Here is a 23,937-nt window from a genome sequence, read left to right as displayed (position 1 = left end):
GTGTTATTTAAATATTATTATAATATTTACGATTTAGTACTGCATCATTGATGTCAGTAAATCTTACTATGCAAACGAGAGCGGTGATATCTGAAACGGACCTGGCTTCACGCATCTATATGGGTGACGCGGATGCTTACCGTACCGCCTTTGAAGCATATTCAAACAAGCTCTATAATTACAGCTTTAGTTTCCTGAAAAACAGGGAACAGGCAGAAGAAGTAGTGCAGGAAGTTTTTCTTGACCTCTGGATTAATCGCGAAAAGCTGGATGCCGAGTGCTCGCTGGTGCCTTTACTCTATGTGATGGCCCGCCGCCGGACGCTCAATACCTTGCGAAGTATCGCCCGCTCGCGAGCCGCGATGGAAAAACATTGGGCAGAACTACGGCATTTTAGCAATGAAACCGAGGAGTCAGTACTATTGGACGACCTGGAGAGTTTCACAGAGAAAGTACTTCAGGCCCTGCCACGCCAGCAGCAGCTCGTGTTCCGCATGAGCCGGCAGGAGGGTTTAAGCTATGGTGAGATTGCCAACAATCTGAATATCTCCCGGAATACGGTGCGCAATCACCTGGTTTCCGCGCTTCGCACTATCCGCTACCAGGTCCATAAAGTTCTCTTTTTATTCCTGCTCGTCTTCATGTAGCATCCTTCGCAGCTGCATCAGCAAAAAATATTTATAAATAATTTCATTCCGGCTAGTCCGGCCGCCGGGCTGCGGTGTATTCCTTATAATTAACTAGCCTGGATGCAAGATCAACAAAATACAGAGCGATTATTAGGTCTTTTACTCAACGGAAGTATTAGCCGTGAAGAATATGATGTCTTAATGGCTGAGATCCTGGATGACAACGGAAGCGGTCAGCTGGATGAGGCGGCAGATAATGTATTAAACGCAGTGAAGGCCCGGCACGTGCTGGGCGATGCAGAACGCGATGAGCTCTATCAGCGTATTGTGAGCGATGAACGCTTTACGCAGCCATTGGAAGCGGAAATCGTCAGGCCGGTGCCGCTTTACCGTCGCTATGCGGCGGCAGCGACATTATTAATGTTTTCGGTCGCGGGACTTTATTTATATACCAACCGGCAAACGGAAGAATTGGCTGCATCAAAGCCCGTTCCCGCGACGGAAGAGGTGGTTATCAGTCCGGGTGACGATAAGGCAATACTTACTCTTGCCGACGGCAGTCAGATCATCCTGGATAGCGCCGAGAACGGCATGGTGGCTCACCAGGAGGGTGTGAATATTCACAAAACCTCCGACGGGCAGATCATGTACTCATTCTCGGATGCTAAGAAGTCCCAGACAGAAAATACCAGCATCGCTTATAACACGGTGGAAACGCCGGCGGGGGGTAAATACCAGGTAAACCTGCCTGACGGAACGCGCGTCTGGCTTAATTCTTCTTCGGCGCTTCGTTTCCCGGCCATGTTCTCCGGCGATACACGGGACGTGGAGCTGACTGGCGAAGCCTATTTTGATGTTTCATCTAATAAAAGCCGGCCTTTCCGCGTAAAGAGTAAGGACCAGGTGGTGGAGGTACTGGGTACACAGTTCAATATTAATTCATACCCCGAGGAGGGAGCCGTAAAAACTACCCTGATCGAGGGTTCTGTAAAAGTGCATTACCAGGACAAGGTGGTGATGCTTAACCCCGGCCAGCAGTTTCAATCCACTGCCGCCAGCACGACAATCAAAACTGTACCTGTAGACACGGATGAGGTGACCTCCTGGAAAGACGGGTATTTCATGTTCAAAAATGAGGATATACACAGTGTGATGCGGAAAATATCACGCTGGTATGATGTGGAGGTGGTATATGCCGGCAATGTCCCATCGGTAGGGTTCGGGGGTAATATTTCCCGCTCGAAAGACCTCGCAGAAGTGCTTGCCGTGCTTCAGTTAACAAACGTTGTGAAATTTAAGGTCGAAGGAAGGAGGGTTACCGTTATGCCGTAATATTGACCCGAAGCGCATAAGGTATCCCTGAAAAAGAAGCCAGGAGCGGTTGCAACGCCCCCGGCTTAAGTTGGGCTACCCTGCAAAACATTGTTGAGAACATTTTAGATGAAATAACCCAAACAAACAAATATATGAAATTAAGTTCATTGACTTTATGTAGGCCCTCTGACTACATAATTAAACTCTTGTTGATGATAAAACTGGTTTTTGTTTTATTGATCACAGCGCTCCTCCAGGTGAGTAGCGCTAAGACATTTTCCCAGACGGTAAGTTTGAAGTTTAGTAACGCTAAACTGGAAACCGTACTGAAAGAAATTGGATCGCAGACCGGATATGACCTGGTGTACATCACTCCGGTGATAGATCGTGCCCGACCGGTTACTATTAACGTTACGCGCGCCCCACTTGGTGAAGTGCTTGATAAATCGTTTGACAATCAATCGCTGACCTACACCATCAGTAATAAGACCATCATTGTTAAGGCAAGGACAGAACCTGTGGCCTCTTCAAACCTGGCAGGCCTTAACAGGCAGGCTGTCGAGGAAAAGGCTGTGCTGGCCGAGATCCGCGGGCGGGTTACGGACGCTACCGGTGAGGCACTGATCGGGGTGAGCGTGAAAGTGAAGAACTCTACTGTTGGTGTAAGTACTGATGTTGATGGCCGGTTTACGATCAATATGCCCGAGGGTGCAACTACCCTGGTATTTACCTATGTAGGCTATACCACTCAGGAACTTGCCGTTAACGGACGTACTTCGCTGGACGTGGTTTTACAGGCCAACCCCGAATCCTTACAGGAAGTTGTCGTGATCGGTTACGGTACGCAAAAGAAGAGCGACCTGACCGGTGCCGTTACTTCTGTTACTGCTAAAGATATTGAAGGCCAGGCCGTATCTAACGTCAACCAGGCGCTTCAGGGTCGTGTAGCGGGCGCTGACATTACCAATACTTCCGGCGAGCCGGGAGGTGCTGTGCAGATCCGTATCCGCGGCCAGGGAACTTTTGGAAACTCAGGCCCACTGTATGTAGTTGATGGGGTGCCTATGCCGGGCGACAATATTAACGCAATAAATCCTAATGATATCGAGTCGCTTAACATTCTTAAGGATGCATCGGCGTCGGCGATCTACGGTTCACGGGCTGCCAACGGCGTAGTATTGATCACCACTAAAAAAGGCCAGTCAGGCGAAACCCGCTTAAGCTATAACGCTTACTATGGCGTTCAGAACTTCAATAATTTCATTCCGATGGCTAACTCTCAGCAATTAGCTGATGTGGTGAATGAAGCTGACAGGGCAGGAGGTTTCCCGGCCCAGGCAGCATTCAGCAATCCTAGCGTATTGGCTACCAATACCGATTGGCAGAAGGAGGCTTTCCAGACCGCACCTATGCAGGATCATACCCTGACGCTGGCAGGCGGCGGCGAGAACGCTAAGTTCTACGTTTCCGGCGGATACTTTGACCAGGAAGGTGTTATGGTTTTCAGTCACCTGAAGAGATACTCTGCCCGGGTGAACAGTGATTTCACTGTTGGCAAGCAGAAGAAGTTAAAGATCGGTGAGTCGATCGTAATGAGCCGTTCGCAGGGCCTGAACCTGGGACAGGCAAATAACCTTGATTTTGCCTACCTCCTGGGATCATCGCCTACGATGAAACTGTACAAGCCTCAAAACCTGGGCGGATATGGCGGTCCTAATACTGCCGAAACCGGCGTAAATAACCGCGAGAATATTGTGGCCCGCCGCGACCTGCGTCGTAACTATACGTATCGTAATAACCTGTTAGGTAACGTGTTCGCCGAGTATACCTTCCTGCCGGGATTGAAATACCGTCTGAATGCAGGTTTGAATACTACATTGAACAGCAATAAGCTGTATGTGGGTGTTTTCCAGATGGATAACAGGTCCAATAATACCCAGACCCTGAATCAGTATAAAAATGACGGGAATGAGTACTTGCTTGAGAATACCCTGACCTACGATAAGGTGTTTAAGGAAAAGTTTGCCTTATCCTTATTGGGAGGTTATACCCAGCAGAATGCACTCTACAGCAACATGTCGGGAAGCCGTCGTGACGCGCCGAGCAATGACCTGCAGGTATTTGATGCCATGACGGGAACCTTTACGCTGGGTGGAAACGAATCAGAGTGGGCACTGCGTTCATTCCTGGGCCGGGCCAACCTGACTATCGCCGACAAGTACCTGTTCACGGCCACTATCCGCCGCGATGGTTCTTCGCGCTTCGGTTCTGATAACCGTTACGGTAATTTCCCTTCTTTTGCCGCGGGCTGGAATATAGAGCGTGAGGAATTCATGAAAGCACTGCCAGCTGTTACTGCATTAAAGCTGAGAGGAAGCTGGGGCCGTTTGGGTAACCAGGAATTTGGTAATTATAATAATATCTCTACGGTTACTACTTCGCTGCGTTACTTCTTTGGTGCAGACCAGATCGCTCCGGCTTCTGCTGTTCTGAGCCTGGGCAACCCGTCCTTACGTTGGGAAGCTACAGAGCAAACCAACTTCGGTTTAGACCTGGCTATGTTCAACAGCGCGCTGACCTTCTCTGCTGACTACTGGGTGAAAGACACTCACGGGATCCTGCTGCGTACGCCGATCTCAGTGGTATCGGGAATAGGCCGTGACCAGGGTGCGTTTGAGAACGCGGCGGCCCTTAGAAACTCAGGCTTTGAGTTCCTTTTGGGTTACCGTCAGTCGGTAGGAAAAGTAAACTTTGGCCTTTCTGCTAACTTGTCTACCGTTAAGAACAAAGTGCTATCACTCGGTAAGGGAGATGCGATCGTAAGTATGGTTGAAAACGTTTACCAGTTCGGTACGTTTACCCGCACTGCCGTGGGCCAGCCTATGTCTAGCTTCTACGGCTATATCATGGATGGTATCTTCCAGACGCAGGCAGAGATTGATGCTCATGCGCGTCAGACAGGTGCTGCCCCGGGTGATGTGAAATTCCGTGATATCGATGGTAATGGTTTGATCGATGCCAATGACCGTACGGTGATCGGAAGCCCGTTCCCTGATTTTAACTATGGATTCAGTGGTAACATGAACTATAAAGCCTTCGATCTGACCTTCAGTTTCCAGGGCGTTGCCGGGAAGCAATTGTATAATTCACAGCGCGCTTATCTGGAGAGCATGAACGGTGAGCACGGACAAATGGCTACGGTAGTGAACCGCTGGTCTGGTCCGGGTACTTCCAACACCATGCCACGTGCTATTCGTGGCGGTGCTAACCAGAACTCGCGTCCTTCTACCCGCTACCTTGAAGATGCAAGTTACCTGAGGTTGCAGAACCTTCAGATCGGTTATGTATTGCCGGCGAACACACTGAGCTCCGTGGGTGTGAAACGCCTGAGAGCATACGTCAATACCCAGAACTTGTTCACCATTACAGACTATATCAATTATAGCCCGGATGGATTGGGTGGCTCAGGTTACGGAAACAACGACTTAAACCCATTGTCGATCGGAGTGGATACCGGAAATTATCCGATTCCAAAAGTATTCCAGTTTGGTATACAGGCTAATTTTTAAGTCATGCTGAACCATCTGTATTCTTTAACTCAAAACATTACTAAGATGAAATATCTCAAAATATTTAGTGTCGTGCTGATCACCATTCTATCTTCCTCATGCGACAAGGACTTTCTGGAAAAGACACCACCTGACCGTTTACCGGAAGACGGTTTTATTAATTCTGCAGACCGGGCTAAAACCAGCCTTAATGCGGTTTATCAGCAATTGCAATCTTCAGCTTTGTATGCTGATTATCTGCCTAAGTTCCTGGGTGTACCATCCGGCGAGACCTTGCTGTCCAATACTTCGCCTTTAGCATTGAACAACTTTTCGTACGATGCTTCAGATACCTACATGCTCAATACCTACGCCGATCTTTATGCAGGCGTAAGACGTGCGAACAAGGTAATTGCCGAGGTGCCAGCCGTGGAGATGGATGCAAACTTAAAAGCACGCTATATCGCGGAAGCGAAATTCCTGAGAGCGTTCTATTACTGGACCCTGGCCGATATGTGGGGAGATGTGATCATCATCAGCGCGCCATTAAAAAGTCCTGATGAAGCGCTGATCGCTAAGAGCCCGCAGGCTGATGTTTTTGCATTCGTAATTAAGGATCTGAAGGAAGCTATTCCGGCATTGCCGCCGTCATACGGGCCGGCAGACCTGGGAAGAGCCACCAGCGGTGCAGCTAATGCCTTGCTTGGTAAGACCTACCTGTCTGTGAAAAACTACCCGGAGGCGGAAAAGGCTTTCAAAACGGTGATCGACAGCAAGCAATATGGCCTGATGGATGTGTTCGACCAGGTGTGGAACCGTAATTTCGAGAATAACAAAGAGTCGATCTTCGAGGTTCAGTTTGCCGATATCGGCGGCTCAGGTGTAAATACCCGCAACCAGAGCCATCTGCCCGGCGTGAACGGTGGTACGGGAAGCCATGCCGCTACCCAGCGTATGGTTGATGCCTTCCCGGCAAATGATCCGCGCCTGAAGTATTCTATCTTCAGGAATGGTGATGTGTTTGCTCCGTCGCTTACTACTGGTAATTTAAACCTGGATACGTATAAGTCTATCTGGTCGCCTACCGGTTATAATATCCGCAAAGGTATGTTGCCAATTCTTTTTGTTCAGGGCGGCGGAACGAACTATCCCGTGATCCGTTATGCCGACGTATTGCTGATGTATGCTGAAGCAGCGAACGAGAATGGAAAACTTGACGCAGCCCGCGATGCGGTTAACCTGGTTCGCCAGCGTCCGTCTGTAAATGTACCTGTGCTCACGGCGGCGACTACGGGTTCCAAAGAGACATTGTTTGAGGCGATTGTAAGAGAACGCCTTTGGGAACTAGCATTCGAGAACCACCGTTTCTCAGACCTCAGGCGGTGGGGACGGGCAGAAACAGAACTTAAGAGCTTAGGCTACCTGCCTAAACACAAGTTCCTGCCTCTTCCGCAGCTGGAAATCGACGTCAACCCACAACTGGTTCAAAATAAAGACTGGTAATCAGGAGGTGATATTCAAAATAAATTAAAGGTATGTGCGGGAAACCTGCACATACCTTTTATCTTTAAGGGAACTAAAATTAATTTCATGAAATTATATCTATTAAAAAGAATTTCTGCCATAGCATTATGCTCTTCTTTGTTCTTTTCAGGCGCCCTGCAGGCTCAGGAAATTGACCTGCTGCTAAAGGGCGGCCATGTGATCGATCCCAAGAATAAGATCGACGGCAAAATGGACGTAGCGGTAGCTAATGGAAAGATTGTCCAGGTAGCGGCCAGCATACCGGCAGCAAATGCAAAGAAGGTTGTCGACGCAAGCGGCATGTATGTTACCCCTGGTATTATCGATATGCATACGCATGTATTCGCCGGAACAGAGGATCCGGGTTATACCGGGTTTGGGATCACCAACGGATGGGGCAGCGTTGTTCCTGATGATTTTACCTTCCGTTCCGGGGTGACTACGGTCGTGGATGCGGGATCCTCCGGCTGGCGTAACTTCCACATCTTTAAAAAGCAAACCATCGATAACTCTCAGACCCGTGTGCTGGCATTTTTAAGTATCGTTGGAAATTCTATGCTTGGAACGGTACATGCTCAGGATGTTTCCGATATGAACCCTACGGCAACGGCATTCGTGATGAAGGAGCATCCGAACCTGATCGTTGGGATTAAAGCTCACCATTACCAGGGGCATGATTTTACGCCCGTCGATCGCGCTGTTGAAGCCGGAAAGCTTACTGATAAGCCTGTTATCGTTGATTTTGGAAGCAGTACACCGCGCTTATCTATCGAAGAGCTGTTTATGAAGCATCTTCGCCCGGGAGATATCTTTACGCATACCTATGCCTATTCCATGCCTGCCCGTGAATCGGTAGTCGATGAGAATAATAAGGTGAAGCCCTTTATTTTTGAAGCGCAGAAGAGCGGACGTATCTTCGATGTCGGACACGGTGCGGGCGCCTTCCAATGGCATGTTGCTCATAACTCTGTCAAGCAGGGTTTTCTTCCAAATACCATCAGCACAGATCTTTATCGTGCCAGCCGCAACGCTGGGATGAAAGACATGGCTAATGTGATGTCGAAGTTCCTGGCCCTGGGCTTATCTGTTCAGGATATAATTCTCCGGTCTACCTGGAATCCGGCGACAGTGATCAAACGTCCGGACCTGGGCAGCCTGAGTGTGGGTTCTGAAGCCGATATCGCTGTGTTCACAGTGCGGGAAGGTAATTTTGGTTTCCAGGATGCCCGCGGGGTAACCTATAAGGGAAATAAGAAATTTGAAGCAGAACTGACCGTCCGCGCAGGACGGGTAGTATGGGACCTGAACGGTATTGCAGGTGCTCTTTGGAATGCTAAATAAGGTTTCTCAACCGCAATAAGGCAGGGAGTAAATTCTCTGCCTTTTTACCATAGAAATTATAAAAAGATGAAAAAACTTATTCTCTTAATGGCGTTGGGAACAACAACGATATACGCATGTAACCAGGGTATCAAGAATGCTTCAAATTCAAGTCAGGACAACAAGTCAAAAAACACATCTGTCTCAGCGGAGAAGCAAAGCGGCATTCTTAACATTGATATGGTGCAAACTTCTCCGAATCAAGCCAGGGTGCTGACAGAAAATGAACATGTACGGGTTGTAGAGTATTCTGTAAAGCCAGGTGAAAAGGATGTTTGGCATACTCATCCGCCAAGATCATCTTATGTGGTTTCAGGCGGGAAGGTCAAGGTGTATACCGAAAACGGCGAACCGAAGGTCTCGGAAGTTAAAACAGGCACCTCATCCTGGGCCGGCCATGGCGCTAAACACTATGTGGAGAACGTTGGCGATACGGACATAAAGATCATATTAACTGAAATTAAGTCATTGCAATAACCAGTTGTAAATTGAACCATTGACTTTTATACAAGAAAATCAGGATCCCTTGATCAGGGCATATTCAAGTTCAGATAAGGACAGAGTATTGAATTTATTCAGACTGAACACACCGGCATACTTTTCACCAAAAGAGCAAGACGATCTTGAATATTATTTAGAGAGCGAAATCGAATCCTATTATGTTATAGAAATGTCAGGCAAAGTTGTAGGCAGCGGAGGCCTTAATTTCTCTGACGACAAGACCAGGGGGGTGATAAGCTGGGATATTATACACCCTGGCTTTCAGCGCAGATCATTAGGAAGCGCCTTGCTGAAATTCAGGATCAGGGAAATACAGAAAATTATTGGTGTAAAAAGCATAACTGTCCGGACTTCACAACTCGTATACAGGTTTTATGAGAAGCAAGGCTTCAGGACCACTGAAGTTGTTGAAGACTATTGGGATAAAGGATTTCATTTGTATAAAATGGAATTACACGGCTTCCAGCCACAATTGCCGGGAGCCCTTTAATTTATTGAAACCATTTCGGAGAAAAATGAAATACCTACTGTAGGGGACATCAATATGTTTTATTTAAATTAGGTATACTTAAACCTGAACCATGAAATCAATCAAGCTTTTTTTTATTGCCCTGATTACCTTTTCCTGTTTGTCTGTTGCAGCGCAGGATAAAGCCGAAAAGCCTGAGAAAAAAGAAAAGATTAAGGTTGAGAAGCCTTATATGGTTCACGACAGGTCCAGCAAAGTCAACAGGGTTGACATACGTAAGGATTTGAAAGGCGTGGAAAATGTCATACAGATAGACGCCACGAACGCGTCCGGTGGTGCAAACCTCGCATCTACGGATAAATCATTGGCGACAGCGGCGATAAGTTCCGTCAATGTGATCAGCGGGAATTATAACCAGACGCGGGAGCTTGCTAAAACTGCAAGAGGTATGAGCATGCAGCTGCTTGATGTGGTATTCCCTTGCCGCATAAGAGTGAATATGTCAGACCAATACGCTGATATTGAGATTAAGGAGCCCGGGTTTTGGAAAATATCTTTGGGCATCACCAATTAATACTGCATATACTTCTAAAGTTCAAACTCTAATTGCACTTATATGTTCTAAAACGTATAATTGCAAAGACTATGACTGCAGACCAACAAAAAAGTAATATATTTTCGGAGACCCGTTCTACCCTTGAAGACCAGGGATTTAATATCTTAACAGAAGACCAGACCAGGCCATGGGGTGGTTTTTTTGTGCTCGACGAGGGGCAGGCGCAGAAATTTGCCGATACCTATTTTAACGGAATTAAGGTAGATGACCTGAAGATCTCGGGAAAACTTAGCCCGAAGGTTTTGATCGTTACACCGGGGCAGAGGTTATCCTGGCAATATCATAATCGCCGTGCGGAGATCTGGCAGGTTATCAAGGGAACAGTCGGGGTAATAACTAGCCCGGATGATACAGAAGGCGGCCTGAAAGAGTATGGCCCCGGCGACCGTATCGTGCTTCAAAAAGGAGAACGCCACCGGGCAGTGGGTTTAAAGGAATGGGGTATTATAGCAGAGATCTGGCAGCATACCGAACCATCAAACCCTTCCGATGAGTTGGATATTATAAGGGTTCAGGACGACTTCGGGCGCTAAAGCAATCATTTCTGCGTTTATATCTTTAAGAACTATAATTTTCTTAGTTTTGCCCCTTTATTGTACACCTAACTTTATCCATGCCTGTTCTTATTTTTTTTCTCTGTCACTGGTTCTTTTCTTTATTCTTTCAAACCTTCTTCCTCCACAGATATGCATCCCATAAGATGTTTAAGATGAACCCCTTCTGGGAGAAGATCTTCTATATGCTGACCTTCCTTACACAAGGTTCGTCTTTTCTCAACCCGCGCGCCTATGCGATCATGCACCGGATGCATCACGCATACAGCGATACAGAGAAAGATCCGCATTCCCCGCATTTTATCAAAGATGTTTGGGGTCTGATGATCAAAACAAAGAATATTTACCTGGAATATGTTAAGTTCAAGGTTCAGCCGGAGCCTGCATTTATTGACAGGTATCCAACATGGCCGCTGATCGACCGTATCGGCGACCTGTGGGTTACCCGCATCGTCTTTGCATTGCTATATGTAGCATTTTATATTTACTTCGCTGAGTACTGGTGGATGTTTTTACTGCTTCCCATTCACTTTTTGATGGGACCTATCCACGGTGCTATCGTTAATTGGTGCGGCCATAAATACGGCTATTCAAACCACGATAACGACGATCATAGTAAAAATACTCTTCCCCTCGATTTCTTAATGATGGGCGAGTTGTTTCAGAACAACCATCATAAGAGCCCGAACAGTGTAAATTTTGCAAATAAATGGTTCGAGTTCGACCCGTCCTATCCCATTATTAAGCTAATGCATACTTTAAGGATTATTAAGTTGAGGAAGGTTTAGATTAGTTGAAAGTGGACAACTGAAAACTGAAAACTGAAACTGAAAACTGAAAACTGAAAGTGGAAAAGGCAGAACATTACGGTTGGTGGAAGGTCATAATTTCCTGAGCATTGATTCTTTTGCCGCGCTGCGCTCGCAATGACAGCTTTGAGGTCTTTGTTCTGCAAAAAAAAGTCGCCTCAGTTAAGAAGCGACTTTTTCAGTTTAGAAAGGTATATAGCTTGATTAGATAATTTTATGCTGTCATTAGCCTGTCGCGGCCATGGTTATTAAATGTAATGTGTTTGATCAGGTTAATTCTGGCGTTATGGATTGCTTTAAGGTCAGACATTAATGCTTCGCGTAGTTGTTGGTCAAATTGCTCTACAAGGGTCATTGCCGTTATTTTAGTATTCCTTTTCATAGTCGTTGGTTTTTAGGTTTATCTTATAATCAGGTTTTGTCTTCGCTTAAATTTTCTTTTCTTCGTTGGGCTTCTTCCAGTTGCCGCTGAAGCTTTTCTACATCCCGCGGGTCGGTAGGAGCTTCCGGGTTCCCGGGGTTTTCCCAGTCCTTCTCCGGTTCCAGTTCTGGTTCTTTTGAACCGGTTTGTTTCTTTTTTTCTTTTCCCGGCTTATTCATAATTGTTTTCCCTGTGATACCTAATACGATTCTCGTTCCAAAAAGACGTTTATGCCATGACGAAGCTTATGCCCCAGCCTTATTGGATCGCTAGGATTGTTTTTATACTGATGAACCGTTCCGGTCTAAGGGTATTCCTGTGCATTTTGATAAATATCTGTGTATAGTACAGTAGACAATAAGAAGTTTTTGCCTTTTTCCCCTTATGGCAAAAAAACGAAGCGGAAAGATGTTCATATGTTGAAATCTCCCTTCCCAATACCCCGCTCAAAATTTTAAATTTGTATGGGTTAAAATATCCTCTTAATAAATGGCTGAAATAGATTATAGTGATGATAGTATCCGGTCGCTCGACTGGAAAGAACATATCCGTCTGCGTCCGGGAATGTACATCGGCAAGCTCGGTGACGGCTCCGCTTACGACGACGGTATTTATGTCTTGCTGAAAGAGATACTTGATAACTCTATTGATGAGTTTGTCATGGGTTCTGGCCGCACCATAGAGGTAACGGTATCCGACAAACGGGTTTCTATCCGCGATTATGGCCGCGGTATTCCTCTCGGGAAAGTGATTGATTGTGTTTCCAAGATCAATACAGGAGGGAAATATGACTCCAAGGCCTTTCAGAAATCTGTAGGATTGAACGGCGTGGGTACCAAAGCTGTAAATGCATTGTCGTCCAGTTTCTCTGTCCAGTCTTATCGTGACGGGCGTACAAAAAAGGCCGAATTCGAACAAGGGGTATTGGTGAACGATGCGGCGGAAACAGAGACAACGCAGCGTAACGGGACTGCGGTGGTTTTTTATGCAGATGATACCATCTTCCGCCATTACCATTATATTCCTGAGTTTGTAGAAAGCATGATCTGGAATTATGTTTTTCTGAATTCAGGCCTTACCATTAATTTCAACGGTACCAAGTATTTTTCTGAGCGGGGGCTGTACGATCTCCTGACAAGAAATACCGACGTAGAAACACTCCGGTATCCGATCATTCATCTCAAGGGCGAGGATATCGAAGTGGCAATGACCCATGGCCAGCAATATGGCGAGGAATACTATTCCTTTGTTAATGGTCAGCATACCACGCAGGGAGGAACGCACCAGGCGGCTTTTCGCGAAGCTGTGGTGAAAACTATCAGGGAGTTCTATAAAAAGGAATTCGATGCGTCTGATATCAGGGCGTCTATTGTAGCAGCTATATCAATCCGTGTCCAGGAGCCTGTTTTTGAATCGCAGACGAAGACTAAACTCGGTTCGCAAAATATAGCTGCCGACGGGCCAAGTGTAAGGACGTTTATTAACGATTTTATCAAAAAGGCCCTTGATGACTACCTGCATAAGCATCCTGCCGACGCAGACGCCCTTTTAAAGCGAATACTGCAGTCTGAACGTGAGCGTAAGGATATAGCGGGGATTAAAAAGCTGGCCAATGAGCGGGCTAAGAAAGCCTCACTGCACAATAAGAAATTGCGGGATTGTAAGATACATTTTGAGGATACTCATGAGCGTAAGCAGGATACCACGCTGTTTATCACCGAGGGTGATTCGGCCTCAGGTTCGATAACCAAATCCCGGGATGTATTGACACAGGCTGTATTCAGTCTCAAGGGAAAGCCCCTGAACTGTTACGGCCTCACCAAGAAGGTGGTTTATGAAAATGAGGAGTTTAACCTTTTACAGCACGCCCTGAATATCGAGGACGGACTGGATAATCTTCGTTATAATAACATTGTGATAGCCACAGATGCGGATGTCGACGGTATGCATATTCGCCTGTTGCTCATGACATTCTTCCTCCAGTTTTTCCCGGATCTGGTTAAGGCAGGTCATGTTTCGATCTTACAAACACCTTTATTCAGGGTGCGTAATAAGAAAGAAACCATTTATTGCTACAGCGATGAAGAGCGCCAGCGTGCAATACAGAAATTGGGAAATAAACCTGAGATCACCCGGTTCAAGGGCCTTGGTGAGATCTCACCTGAGGAGTTTGCACTTTTCATCGGTGAGGATATCCGGCTCGACCCGGTGATCCTGTCCAAGGAACAGCCAATCAAGAACCTGCTGGAGTATTATATGGGTAAAAATACACCAGACCGGCAGCAGCATATTATACAGAACCTGCGTGTTGAAGTAGACTTTATTGGCGATGAGCCTGTCCCTGAGCTAAGCGAACCGGAAGAAGTTCTGGCGGAAGCGCAGTAATATCTGTCAATATTCTTATATTGTAAACCCTGCGGGCGAATCCGTGCGGGTTTAATATTTTGTGATGCGTAATAATCTTACCATATCATACGAAGAATATTCGTCCATAGATGAGCTTGATCCTTCTGACAAAGACCTCTGCCAGGAAGCTGTAAAGGCAATGGCCAATTCTCACTCACCTTATTCTGAATTCAGGGTTGGAGCTGCCGTAAGGCTGGAAAGCGGGAAGATCGTTTATGGCAGCAACCAGGAGAACGTAGCCTATCCTTCCGGCCTATGTGCGGAGAGGGTTGCCTTGTTCACAATAGGTTCTACATATCCTGACGACAAGATCTTATCGATGGCTATCACGGCTCACACAGATAATTTTAAGATCATGGAGCCTGTAACGTCCTGCGGGGCCTGCCTGCAGGTGATGGCCGAGTATGAGAAAAGACAATCTCACCCGATCGAGGTTTTGTTTTATTGCAGGAACGGGGCTGTAATTAAGACTGCCGGGATTAAAAGTTTGCTTCCTTTTGCATTTGCGGAAACAAGACTTAAGAAATAATCGTAAATTGTATATTAAGTAGGGTAGTTGATATCAATATGAAGAAAGCCGGTTACCTGATTTTGTTAATATTGGCCTGCAGCAGCATATCTAATGCTCAGATCAGGTTATCATCGATAAATGTTGATGATTGGATCAAAAAAAACTTCAGCGGACAGGGTGTGGTTATCGGCAATATTACCCATAAAGGGTATCCGCTTTCTATCTTGTCTTTTACCAGTTCCGCCAACGTCTTAAAGGTACCCAAAGGGCTGATCCTCTCCTCGGGAAACTCCTTCAACGTAGCAGGTTATAATAATTCGCACAATCAAAGCTCGACATTTAGTGATGTCAGTGTTCCTGCTGCCGACGCCGACCTGGCTAAAATGATCACAGAAAAATTATTTGATGTGTGCAGCATCGAATTCGACTTCGTGCCGATGGATAACAGTATCCAGTTCAATTATCAGTTCGGCTCCGACGAATATCCTGAATATGTCGATTCTCCCTATAATGATATTTTTGCGTTCATAGTTTCTGATGAAACCACTTCAAAAAATATAGCCCTGGTACCGGGTACGAATGTTCCGGTCAGTATCAATACGATCAATTTTAAATCCAACCAGGATCACTTTATTGACAATAACCTGTACAAGCAGGTTGTGATAAAAAGACAGGATCCAGTTAAATCTACCTACAGGGGTACTTTACCGGGACGGATTCTTAGGGGGATCGCATCTGTTTTTGGAGATCCTGATTATGCCGGTAATGCCGACCGTGTAGTGATAGCGCCCGATCCTGAACTTCTGAAAACCCTGGACGCGAACCTGTACCGTAACCTTCGTTATGATGGTATTACCAAAAAGCTGGTAGCCCAAATGTATGTTACTCCTTATAAGAAATATCATTTAAAGATCGTGTTAGCCGATGTTTCAGATAATATTTACGATTCGGGCGTGTTTATCGAAGACCGAAGCCTGACTGCAAAAAAGGATGTAACTCAACCTGATTTTAAAGATTATCCCGATCTGAGCAAGGTGATTGATCCTAATCTGATCCTTCAGGGAAAGAAGCTGGAAGATATTATACCTGATGCCTATAAAACCAACATACAGCAGCCTGTTGATGTCAGTCAGCCGGTTGCGGCTACCCCGGTAGACGCGAGGCCCAGCCCCCTGCCCAAAGCGGAAGTCACCCCGACCCCCGCAAAAAGTGTAAGTGTCCCGGTGCTTGAAAACACGGTGATCTATTTTGATTTCGATAAGTCGGATATTTCCGCCACGGAGATGGTAAAATTGAAAGAGGCTATGGAGCGTTTCCGGAAGCTAAGTGCTTATTACAACTTCCGCATTACCGGGCATACCGATAGTATAGGCAGCATGGCTTACAATGTCGCTCTTTCCCGGAGAAGGAATCAGTCGGTCATTGATGCCGTTAACCAGATCCTGGGTAAGCGCGATCTGCCTGCCCAGGCCAAATCTTTCACCGAGCCTGCCGCGACTAACAGCACAGACAGCGGCCGTCAGGCAAACCGGAGAGTGGAGATTATGTTTGTAAGGAAGGAATAACTTACTTTCTTTTCAATGAATAATTAAGCTTCAACGCAAGCCCAAACGATTTCAGATTAGTTTCACCCTGCCCGATTCCGGTGAGTGGTAATTTTGCGTAGGGTTGAACAACCAGGCTTACTTGTTCATTAACAGGCTTCTCAATAGCAATTCCAAGGTTCACCACGCTCAATACATGCTTATTCTGGTTGTGGACGGTGTACTCCCTGCTTCCTGTAGGATATGCTGGAGATTTGTTATACTTAAAATTATACTTTTCGGAAAGCATGATATAGGAAGATAAGCCGGCTGTTGCATACACATTGTTCTGTTTTTTGCTGATCAGCTTCATGCTTAAATTTACCGGGACATCTATAACCTCGCAATCTGCGTCAATACTGTTCGAACGGCTTGTCCAGGTAGCGAATGGTTTTTCTTTAACTCTGTACGAGGTTTTATCGGCCGAATAAAATTTCCTGGAATAATAGACGCCCGTTCCTACACTGATGGCTTTGCCCAGCCTGTAACTCACGCCCGCACCCACGCTCATGCCAAATGCGCCTTTGTCGACACCCGCTACCGAATTGAGGTCTGGTGATGCGGCCAGACTGATTGCCCATCTGCCGGCAATATTGCCTGATCGCGTATCGGTATCTTTAATCAAATCCCTGGACTCACTGTTTTCGCCGTCCCCCGGAATACTTAAAGTGTTTGCTGGCACCACAATGATGGCCCTTGTTCCGGTAGTCAGGCTTTGCCTGATAGATACAGACTGAGCGGCCAGCAGATCTCGCGGCCTTGTGGCCGGCTGCCGGCCTCCTGCATTGCTTTCTACAACCGGATAGGTGTTCGCGGCGACAGACGAACTCTCGAATGCACTGATATTGCTGCTTGGGCTTATATGCTTTTTCGTTATGATGCCTTCTGTTGATGCTGCGACAGACTGCGTCGCCGGCGGTATAATATTGTCCTTATCCTTAGTTACTAATTTTTGCTCAGTGGCAAGTGGTTTTTGGCGTTCCAGCCAGAATACAAGAGATACCAGCAATGCTGCAGCGATCCCTGCCGCGGCATAGATCCAACCGATGGACCGTTTTTTAGCTTTTGGTTTAAGAAGCCGTTCCATAGCCCGCCAATTTTGTTCAGATGGCTTGAATTCCGGAGGTGAGCTAAGCCCCTGCCTGAAAAAAATGTCGGTATGGTTTTGATTCGTGTTGTTCATTATCGTTATTAAGGGTTCTTACTACACCCTCTGTTAATTTTTTCTGCTCGTCTAACATGCTAATTAACTTCTGCCGTGCTTTAAATAGATTCGACTTTGAAGTTCCGGATGATATGCCAAGCTTTTCAGCGATTTCTTCGTGTGTAAGCCCGTCGATAGCATACAGGTTAAAAACTGTACGATAACCGGGTGGTAATTTCTGAACCAGTTTGATCAGATCATCATAATTTAGTTTGCTGTCGATTACAGGGTTTTCGCCATATATATCCATTTCCGTAATATCATCCGTTTCCGGATGGCGTAGCTGGCTTCTGTAGTGGTCGATAGCTGTATTGGTCATCACACGTCCAAGCCAGGGAAGGAATGGCTTGGAGCTGTCATAACGGTTCAGGTTGGTCAGTACCTTAAAAAAGCCATCGTTGAGTATGTTCTCCGCCTCATCGCGGTCGCGTGCATATCGCAGGCAAATAGCCATAGCGAAGCTATAGAAACCGTAATACAATTTCTTTTGACTACCCGCATCGCCACGGATACAGTCCTCCCTTAATTTATCGGGCAAATGATCCAGCGAATTATTCAATTTTGACAGCTGTTTCCTTATACACGAAGTTAATGAAGAAAAGGTTGCTTCCGGATTAAAATAATTTGTCATTCATCCAATTCCACCTCCTGTTTAAAACTTCCTGAATACATTATGCTGCTATCGCTTATATTTACCATCCTAATAGAATATGAGTGAAGAAATAGAAAATACAGGTGCTGATACTGCACCTGCAGGTGACGAAGCTGTTCATAATGCTATCTCCCTTTCGGGTTTGTATGAGAATTGGTTTTTGGATTACGCATCGTATGTGATCCTGGACCGGGCTGTGCCCCATATACACGATGGGTTGAAGCCTGTGCAGCGACGTATTCTTCATTCGCTAAAAGAAATGGACGATGGCCGCTTCAACAAAGCGGCAAATGTTATTGGAAATACTATGAAGTATCATCCGCATGGCGACCGTTCTATCGGCGATGCGATGGTGCAGATCGGGCAGCGGAATTTACTTATTGACACCCAGGGAAACTGGGGCGACCCGGTTACCGGGGATTCGGCAGCTGCACCAAGGTACATCGAAGCCCGTCTTTCCAAATTTGCCTTGGAAGTGGTTTTTAACCCGGATACAACTGAATGGCAGTCAAGTTATGATGGCCGTAACAAGGAACCTGTTACGCTTCCGGTGAAATTTCCATTGCTCCTGGCTGAAGGAGCTGATGGTATTGCTGTGGGCCTGGCCACCAAGGTTATGCCCCACAACTTTGTGGAGCTCATTGAGGGCTCCATCGAAGTCCTGAAAGGTAAGCGCCCAGACCTGCTTCCTGATTTCCAGACGGGAGGGATGGCTGATTTCAGCAATTACAATGAGGGTATGCGTGGCGGGAAGGTTCGTGTCCGCGCCAAGATCGTTGAGCGCGATAAGAAGACCCTGGCTATTACGGAAATTCCTTATAGTACCACCACAGGCGGATTAATAGACAGCGTTATTTCGGCGAATGACAAGGGTAAGATCAAGATCAAAAAGATTGAAGACAATACCGCCAAAGATGTCGAGATCATCATCCATCTTGCGCCGGGTATTTCCCCTGACGTTACCATTGATGCACTCTATGCATTTACGGATTGTGAGGTTTCCATATCGCCAAACACTTGTATTATAAAGGCTGATAAGCCTTACTTTATGAGTGTGAACGATATACTTATCGAAAGCACCCATCATACGAAGAACCTGCTTAAGCAGGAACTTGAGATCAGGCTTGCTGACCTTAAGGAGAAGATATTTTTCAGCTCCCTGCTTAAGATATTTATTCAGGAGGGTATGTATAAGAACCCGGACTATGAAAGTTCCGGTAATTTCGAAGTCGTTGTAGAAGTCCTTAATAAATTATTTGAGCCTTTCTTCCCTCAGTTTTACCGGACGATACTTCCTGAAGATTATAAGAAGCTGATCGATAAGCCAATGAGCAGTATCACGCGGTTCGACCTGAAGAAATCGGACGAGCAGCTGAAGTCCCTGGAAAATGATATTAAGGAGGTTAACAAGCATCTCAAACACCTGACTGACTATGCCATCGCCTGGTTTGAAAAGCTGAAACAAAAATATGGTGCGGGGCGTGAACGGAAAACTGAGATCAGGCAGTTCGATAAGGTGGAAGCATCAAAAGTTGCTTTGGCGAACGTGAAACTTTACATGAACCGTGAAGATGGATTCGTGGGGACGGGTCTGCGGAAAGATGAGTTCGTGTGCGACTGCTCGGATCTGGATGAGATCATCGTATTCCGTGAGGATGGCAAGTTCAATGTTTCTAAGGTTGCTGAGAAGACATTTGTAGGCAAGGGTATACTTCATGCGCAGGTTTTTAAGAAAAACGATGAGCGCACGGTGTATAACATGATCTACCGGGATGGGGAGAGCGGTACCTCATACATTAAACGTTTCTCGGTATTGGGAGTTACGCGCGAGAAAGAATATGACCTGACCAAGGGCGGCAAGGGTTCGAAGACCTTATATTTTACGGCCAATCCAAATGGCGAAGCTGAAATTGTGAATGTCCAGCTGAAGCCGCACTCCAAGCTTAAAAAGCTGCAGTTTGATGTGGATTTTGCCGAGCAGGTGATTAAGGGCCGGAGCTCGATGGGTAATATCGTAACAAAATATCCTGTTAAGAAAATAGTACTTAAGAGTAAGGGGATTTCCACTCTGTCAGGAAGAAAAATCTGGTATGATGAGATCCTTAAAAGGCTGAATGTAGATTCGCGCGGAAAATACCTCGGCGAGTTTGACGGCGACGACCGCATACTGACGGTAGACAGGAATGGTGTTTATGAACTGAGCAGCTTCGACCTGAGTAACCATTTTGACGATCATCTGCTTTTGATCGAAAAGTATAATCCTGAGAAGATATTCACGCTAGTCTACCTGGAAGGAAAATCAGGCTCGCATTATTTAAAACGCTTCGTGTTTGAAAGCTCGTCCATAGGAAAGAAAACCAGCGTGATCAGTGAGGAAAACGGTTCTAAGTTGGTACTGCTTACCGGGCTTCAAAAGCCTGCAGTAACAATCGAGGTGTTGAAGGGTAAAACCAAGATATCTGAAATTCTTGAGATAGACCTGGCCGATGCGATCGAGGTTAAGGGAATGAAAGCATTGGGCAACCGTTTATCATCGCACGAGGTGAAATCGATAGAACTGGTCGCTCCGTCAGAACTTGACATAGATGAGGTGGTTATTACGGACCCGGTTGCTCGCGGTGAAGAAGATGAGCCAGAGCCGGGCGTGCGTACCGCTACTCCGGTATCTTCAATGGCTATAGATATGGAGGATGCAGAACCTGGTACCGAAAACCCTGCCGAAGGAGAAGGTCCGGTGATTGACGGGGCCGAAGCTCCGGAGGACGTAGAGGTGCCGGAACCACCGCAGCCGACGGAAAAGCAGCAGACGCCGGAGGAAACTAAACCAGCTAAGAAGATCGATTTTGAGATCACCAACCCGGACGACCTGGATATTGATGATAAGGGACAGCTGGGACTGTTTTAGGTGAAAGCTGAAAACTGAAAGTTGAAAGTATGGTTTGTAGCTAGGCGCCACGCTATTCAGTTTCAGTTTTCATCTTTCAGTTATTTTAATCTATCCCCAAACTCCCTTGTAAACTTCACTAGTTTAGGCTGGATCACGGCCGCACAATAGCTTTGATTGGGATTGATGTTGAAGTAATTCTGATGATAATCTTCGGCCGAGTAAAATTTTGAGATCGGAGTGATCTCTGTAACTATCGGCTTGTCGAAAACCATTTCCTTTTCAAGTTTGTCGATCATATTTTCTGCCGCGGCTTTCTGTTCCTGGTTTTCATAGAAAATAACCGAGCGGTATTGAGTTCCTATATCATTGCCCTGGCGGTTTAGTGTTGTTGGGTCATGTGTTTTGAAGAATATCAGTAGAAGATCTTCAAACCTGATCTCGCTCTCGTTATATTCAATTTGTATGATCTCAGCATGGCCGGTTTCACCCGTGCAGATATCTTTGTAAGTGGGATTGTCGGTATGGCCGCCCATGTAACCCGAAACGACCTTCGTTACCCCCTTTAAGTTCTGAAAAACTGCTTCTGTACACCAAAAGCATCCGCCTCCGAATGTTGCTTGTTCCATGTTTTTTTTAAGTTATATGTTGTACGTTATACGTTTTACGTCGCGAACGACATTTGATTTGCCCAGCGAGTTGTAAGTTGAAAATGGTAAGCCGGGTCGGCCACTATTACGATCCACCGGCACCCGTCCTATTTCACTCCTCCCCATTCACCATTCAGTTTTCAGCTTTCAGTTTTCAGTTTTCAGTTTTCACCTCACCTCCCACCTGACGACTACTGATACTGAACATAACTTGGTTGAGGTTTTAACTTCATCAGCTCAGCTGGTGTCATTAAACGGTTCGGCGCTTTTTTAAGATCGTTCTTATAAAAGATTTTAAACCCTGTGAACTGTACTGGCTCCCTAAAGATAAAATGGCGGTGGGTTCCTAACTTAAGGTCTGGTTCGCCCCAGCCATCCATGTGCATCACTACCTGAACTTCAGGCCGGAGCTTTATATTTTGTGAATTTGTTACCATCTTCCCGGTAAACCTGTGAATAACGAATATTTTTGGCGGGAGGTTGTTGTCGCGTACCAGTTTAGCAAGATAATCAGACACATAATTGATTTCCGAAGCATCATAAGTTCCGATCTTTCTCCCTGGCAGTACACCGCCTTTCATTGAAAACTCGGGGTCTATACCCAAATGTACATTTGGCCTCTTCAGGTATTTTTCCAGCCTTGGCAGTTCTTCCCTTATCGTGCTCAAAGCAACCTGGATATCAAGGAATACAATCATATCCTTCTTCATTGCAGCGATTGCGAATACCGAGTCGATCTGTTTGTCGGGCATACGGTTGCGGTATTTACCGTCTTTACCGGGATCGCCGGCGGCTACGACCGCTATATAATGAAGTGCAGGCTGAACAGGCGTGGAAGGATCGATCTTTTCCCATTTAGCCACCTCGGCGTACAACATCCGAAGCATCTCCTTAGGCGCATATTCACCCAGGGCGCCCATCTTTTTCGAATACAGGTTTCCATAATAGGTTACCACGCGTTTAAACGGCAATATGGCGCCAGGCAGCGGATAGGGTTGGTTCTTTACCGGCCACCTGCCGGTCGTATCACCATTTGCAAGCTGCCTGATCTTTTCATTATAGAGCGCAGTATCGATAGGTGGGTACTCACTTGATGTGGCTTTCAGCTCGCTTACCGGTTCATCTGTTTTTGTAGAATCTTTTGGCTTCGTTGTTTCCGAAGCCTTTATCCCTGATTCTGAGCATCCCGTAAATGCTGTACTGATTGCAAGTCCGATAATTAGGGTGGTGTGTTTAATATTCATATTAGTTTTTCTTCGATTCCGGTTTCTTATAGAACCATCTCATACATGTTTTATTGTCTTTGTTCCTTCAACCTTTCAATCTCCGTAATATTCGGAGAATAATTTGCCGGATTTTGCCCTGTGGTACAAGTTAAGGTATTCATAATGATGTTTTAAAGAATTTTCCAAAAACTCCCAGGGGTAATTTAGGTCCCGAGGTAGCCTGTAGGTAAAGCTCTCCTGTTTCCAGGTTTTTAACCGCCGGGAATGAAGACCTGATCAGGTTGTCTACGATTACGGATGAAAATCCGAGTGAGTAAGTGTTCAGTATCAGAAAGTGCTCTTCTTCATCAAGCAAGGAGACAACATCCTGCATCATCTCCTGGATATTATCTTCAAGCTTCCATTTTTCCCCATTCGGTCCATGCCCATAGGCGGGAGGATCCAGAATGATGCCATTATACTTTTTACCTCGTTTAACCTCTCTTTTTACAAATTTTAGAGCGTCTTCAACAGTCCACCGGATGTTGTCAAGCCCGGACAGCGCCTGGTTTTCATTTGCCCAGCTAACAACCTGCTTGATAGAATCAACATGCGTGGTTTCAGCTCCCGCAGCCCGAGCCGCCAGGGAGGCGCCGCCTGTATACGCGAACAGGTTTAACACCTTCGGCTGTTTATTTTTGAAGGCTTTGATGCACTTAATAATATAGTCCCAGTTGACTGCCTGTTCGGGAAAAATACCCAAGTGTTTGAAAGAGGTAAGTGCCAGCCTGAACTGGAGGGTGAGATCCTCTTTCTGATATTTTATATGCCAGCGATCTGGTGTTTTCTTATCCTTTTTGATCCATTCGCCTGATGTTGCCGACCTGCCTTTAAACCGGATGTGGTGTTGTTTGGTCCATTCGCTTTCAGAAAGGCCCTTGGACCAAACCGCCTGAGGCTCCGGACGTATCAGGACGATATTACCGAAGCGCTCAAGTTTTTCGAAATCGCCGCAATCGATAAGTTCGTAATCTTTAAAAAGGGAGGGGGTTAGAAGTTGGATCATTGTTCCTGGTT

21 protein-coding genes are annotated in these 23,937 nt (G+C 46.1%); 14 read left to right on the top strand and 7 right to left on the bottom strand.

Going from position 1 to position 23,937, the window contains the following annotated elements:
* Nucleotides 1-68 precede the first annotated feature (68 nt).
* The 10 genes from P2W76_RS13275 (at nucleotide 69) to P2W76_RS13230 (ending at nucleotide 11,323) form a co-directional block, all read left to right on the top strand.
* Nucleotides 69-647, top strand: coding sequence for an RNA polymerase sigma-70 factor (locus tag P2W76_RS13275; RefSeq protein WP_276348312.1), 579 nt, complete (start codon nucleotides 69-71; stop codon nucleotides 645-647).
* 102 nt (nucleotides 648-749) lie between these two features.
* A complete protein-coding gene (locus P2W76_RS13270; protein ID WP_276348311.1) occupies nucleotides 750-1,961 on the top strand; it encodes a FecR family protein in 1,212 nt (403 codons plus the stop codon).
* Nucleotides 1,962-2,155: 194 nt separating this feature from the next.
* Entirely contained in the window at nucleotides 2,156-5,512 is a 3,357-nt protein-coding gene (locus P2W76_RS13265) for a TonB-dependent receptor (protein WP_276348310.1), read from the top strand.
* Nucleotides 5,513-5,557: 45 nt separating this feature from the next.
* Nucleotides 5,558-6,994, top strand: a complete 1,437-nt coding sequence (locus P2W76_RS13260; RefSeq protein WP_276348309.1) for a RagB/SusD family nutrient uptake outer membrane protein — start codon at nucleotides 5,558-5,560, stop codon at nucleotides 6,992-6,994.
* An 87-nt stretch (nucleotides 6,995-7,081) separates the two neighbouring features.
* Nucleotides 7,082-8,356, top strand: a complete 1,275-nt coding sequence (locus tag P2W76_RS13255; RefSeq protein WP_276348308.1) for an amidohydrolase/deacetylase family metallohydrolase — start codon at nucleotides 7,082-7,084, stop codon at nucleotides 8,354-8,356.
* 66 nt (nucleotides 8,357-8,422) lie between these two features.
* Nucleotides 8,423-8,872, top strand: coding sequence for a cupin domain-containing protein (locus P2W76_RS13250; RefSeq protein ID WP_276348307.1), 450 nt, complete (start codon nucleotides 8,423-8,425; stop codon nucleotides 8,870-8,872).
* Between the two features lie 19 nt (nucleotides 8,873-8,891).
* The gene (locus P2W76_RS13245) at nucleotides 8,892-9,386 is read left to right on the top strand and encodes a GNAT family N-acetyltransferase (RefSeq protein WP_276348306.1); all 495 of its coding nucleotides are present in this window, start codon (nucleotides 8,892-8,894) and stop codon (nucleotides 9,384-9,386) included.
* 91 nt (nucleotides 9,387-9,477) lie between these two features.
* Entirely contained in the window at nucleotides 9,478-9,939 is a 462-nt protein-coding gene (locus P2W76_RS13240; protein WP_276348305.1) for a hypothetical protein, read from the top strand.
* Between the two features lie 71 nt (nucleotides 9,940-10,010).
* The gene (locus P2W76_RS13235; protein ID WP_276348304.1) at nucleotides 10,011-10,514 is read left to right on the top strand and encodes a phosphoheptose isomerase; all 504 of its coding nucleotides are present in this window, start codon (nucleotides 10,011-10,013) and stop codon (nucleotides 10,512-10,514) included.
* An 80-nt stretch (nucleotides 10,515-10,594) separates the two neighbouring features.
* Nucleotides 10,595-11,323 (top strand): acyl-CoA desaturase, encoded by a 729-nt coding sequence (locus tag P2W76_RS13230; RefSeq protein WP_276348303.1) that lies wholly within the window; start codon nucleotides 10,595-10,597, stop codon nucleotides 11,321-11,323.
* 235 nt (nucleotides 11,324-11,558) lie between these two features.
* On the opposite strand, the gene P2W76_RS13225 is transcribed toward P2W76_RS13230, so the two are convergent.
* Together P2W76_RS13225 and P2W76_RS13220 are read right to left on the bottom strand one after the other, a co-directional pair.
* Nucleotides 11,559-11,726, bottom strand: a complete 168-nt coding sequence (locus P2W76_RS13225; RefSeq protein WP_276348302.1) for a hypothetical protein — start codon at nucleotides 11,724-11,726, stop codon at nucleotides 11,559-11,561.
* Between the two features lie 29 nt (nucleotides 11,727-11,755).
* Nucleotides 11,756-11,944, bottom strand: coding sequence for a hypothetical protein (locus P2W76_RS13220; RefSeq protein ID WP_276348301.1), 189 nt, complete (start codon nucleotides 11,942-11,944; stop codon nucleotides 11,756-11,758).
* Between the two features lie 310 nt (nucleotides 11,945-12,254).
* Between P2W76_RS13220 and P2W76_RS13215 the strand changes: the two genes are divergently transcribed.
* The 3 genes from P2W76_RS13215 (at nucleotide 12,255) to P2W76_RS13205 (ending at nucleotide 16,247) form a co-directional block, all read left to right on the top strand.
* The gene (locus P2W76_RS13215; protein ID WP_276348300.1) at nucleotides 12,255-14,150 is read left to right on the top strand and encodes a DNA topoisomerase IV subunit B; all 1,896 of its coding nucleotides are present in this window, start codon (nucleotides 12,255-12,257) and stop codon (nucleotides 14,148-14,150) included.
* Nucleotides 14,151-14,214: 64 nt separating this feature from the next.
* Complete coding sequence (locus tag P2W76_RS13210; RefSeq protein WP_276348299.1) at nucleotides 14,215-14,700, top strand: cytidine deaminase; 486 nt, start codon at nucleotides 14,215-14,217, stop codon at nucleotides 14,698-14,700.
* Nucleotides 14,701-14,738: 38 nt separating this feature from the next.
* Nucleotides 14,739-16,247, top strand: coding sequence for an OmpA family protein (locus P2W76_RS13205; RefSeq protein ID WP_276348298.1), 1,509 nt, complete (start codon nucleotides 14,739-14,741; stop codon nucleotides 16,245-16,247).
* Between the two features lies 1 nt (nucleotide 16,248).
* Here P2W76_RS13205 and P2W76_RS13200 read toward each other — a convergent pair whose 3' ends face one another.
* Together P2W76_RS13200 and P2W76_RS13195 are read right to left on the bottom strand one after the other, a co-directional pair.
* Nucleotides 16,249-17,448 carry an outer membrane beta-barrel protein gene (locus P2W76_RS13200; RefSeq protein WP_276348297.1) on the bottom strand — a complete coding sequence of 400 codons (1,200 nt, stop codon included), beginning with the start codon at nucleotides 17,446-17,448 and terminating at the stop codon, nucleotides 16,249-16,251.
* A complete protein-coding gene (locus P2W76_RS13195; protein WP_276348296.1) occupies nucleotides 17,396-18,100 on the bottom strand; it encodes a sigma-70 family RNA polymerase sigma factor in 705 nt (234 codons plus the stop codon). Before P2W76_RS13195 ends, P2W76_RS13200 begins: the two co-directional genes overlap by 53 nt.
* 79 nt (nucleotides 18,101-18,179) lie before the next feature.
* Between P2W76_RS13195 and P2W76_RS13190 the strand changes: the two genes are divergently transcribed.
* Nucleotides 18,180-21,026, top strand: coding sequence for a DNA gyrase/topoisomerase IV subunit A (locus tag P2W76_RS13190; protein WP_276348295.1), 2,847 nt, complete (start codon nucleotides 18,180-18,182; stop codon nucleotides 21,024-21,026).
* 80 nt (nucleotides 21,027-21,106) lie between these two features.
* Here P2W76_RS13190 and msrA read toward each other — a convergent pair whose 3' ends face one another.
* The 3 genes from msrA to P2W76_RS13175 all read right to left on the bottom strand — a co-directional run bounded on the left by msrA (nucleotide 21,107) and on the right by P2W76_RS13175 (nucleotide 23,926).
* Nucleotides 21,107-21,634 (bottom strand): peptide-methionine (S)-S-oxide reductase MsrA, encoded by a 528-nt coding sequence (gene msrA, locus P2W76_RS13185; RefSeq protein WP_276348294.1) that lies wholly within the window; start codon nucleotides 21,632-21,634, stop codon nucleotides 21,107-21,109.
* 212 nt (nucleotides 21,635-21,846) lie between these two features.
* Nucleotides 21,847-22,899, bottom strand: coding sequence for a hypothetical protein (locus P2W76_RS13180; protein WP_276348293.1), 1,053 nt, complete (start codon nucleotides 22,897-22,899; stop codon nucleotides 21,847-21,849).
* Between the two features lie 139 nt (nucleotides 22,900-23,038).
* On the bottom strand, nucleotides 23,039-23,926 hold the full coding sequence (locus P2W76_RS13175) for a class I SAM-dependent methyltransferase (RefSeq protein WP_276348292.1): 888 nt from the start codon (nucleotides 23,924-23,926) through the stop codon (nucleotides 23,039-23,041).
* Nucleotides 23,927-23,937 lie beyond the last annotated feature (11 nt).

The sequence above is a fragment of the Daejeonella sp. JGW-45 genome (assembly GCF_029360805.1).
Lineage (GTDB): Bacteria > Bacteroidota > Bacteroidia > Sphingobacteriales > Sphingobacteriaceae > Daejeonella.
This window is presented reverse-complemented; position numbering and strand designations above follow the sequence as displayed.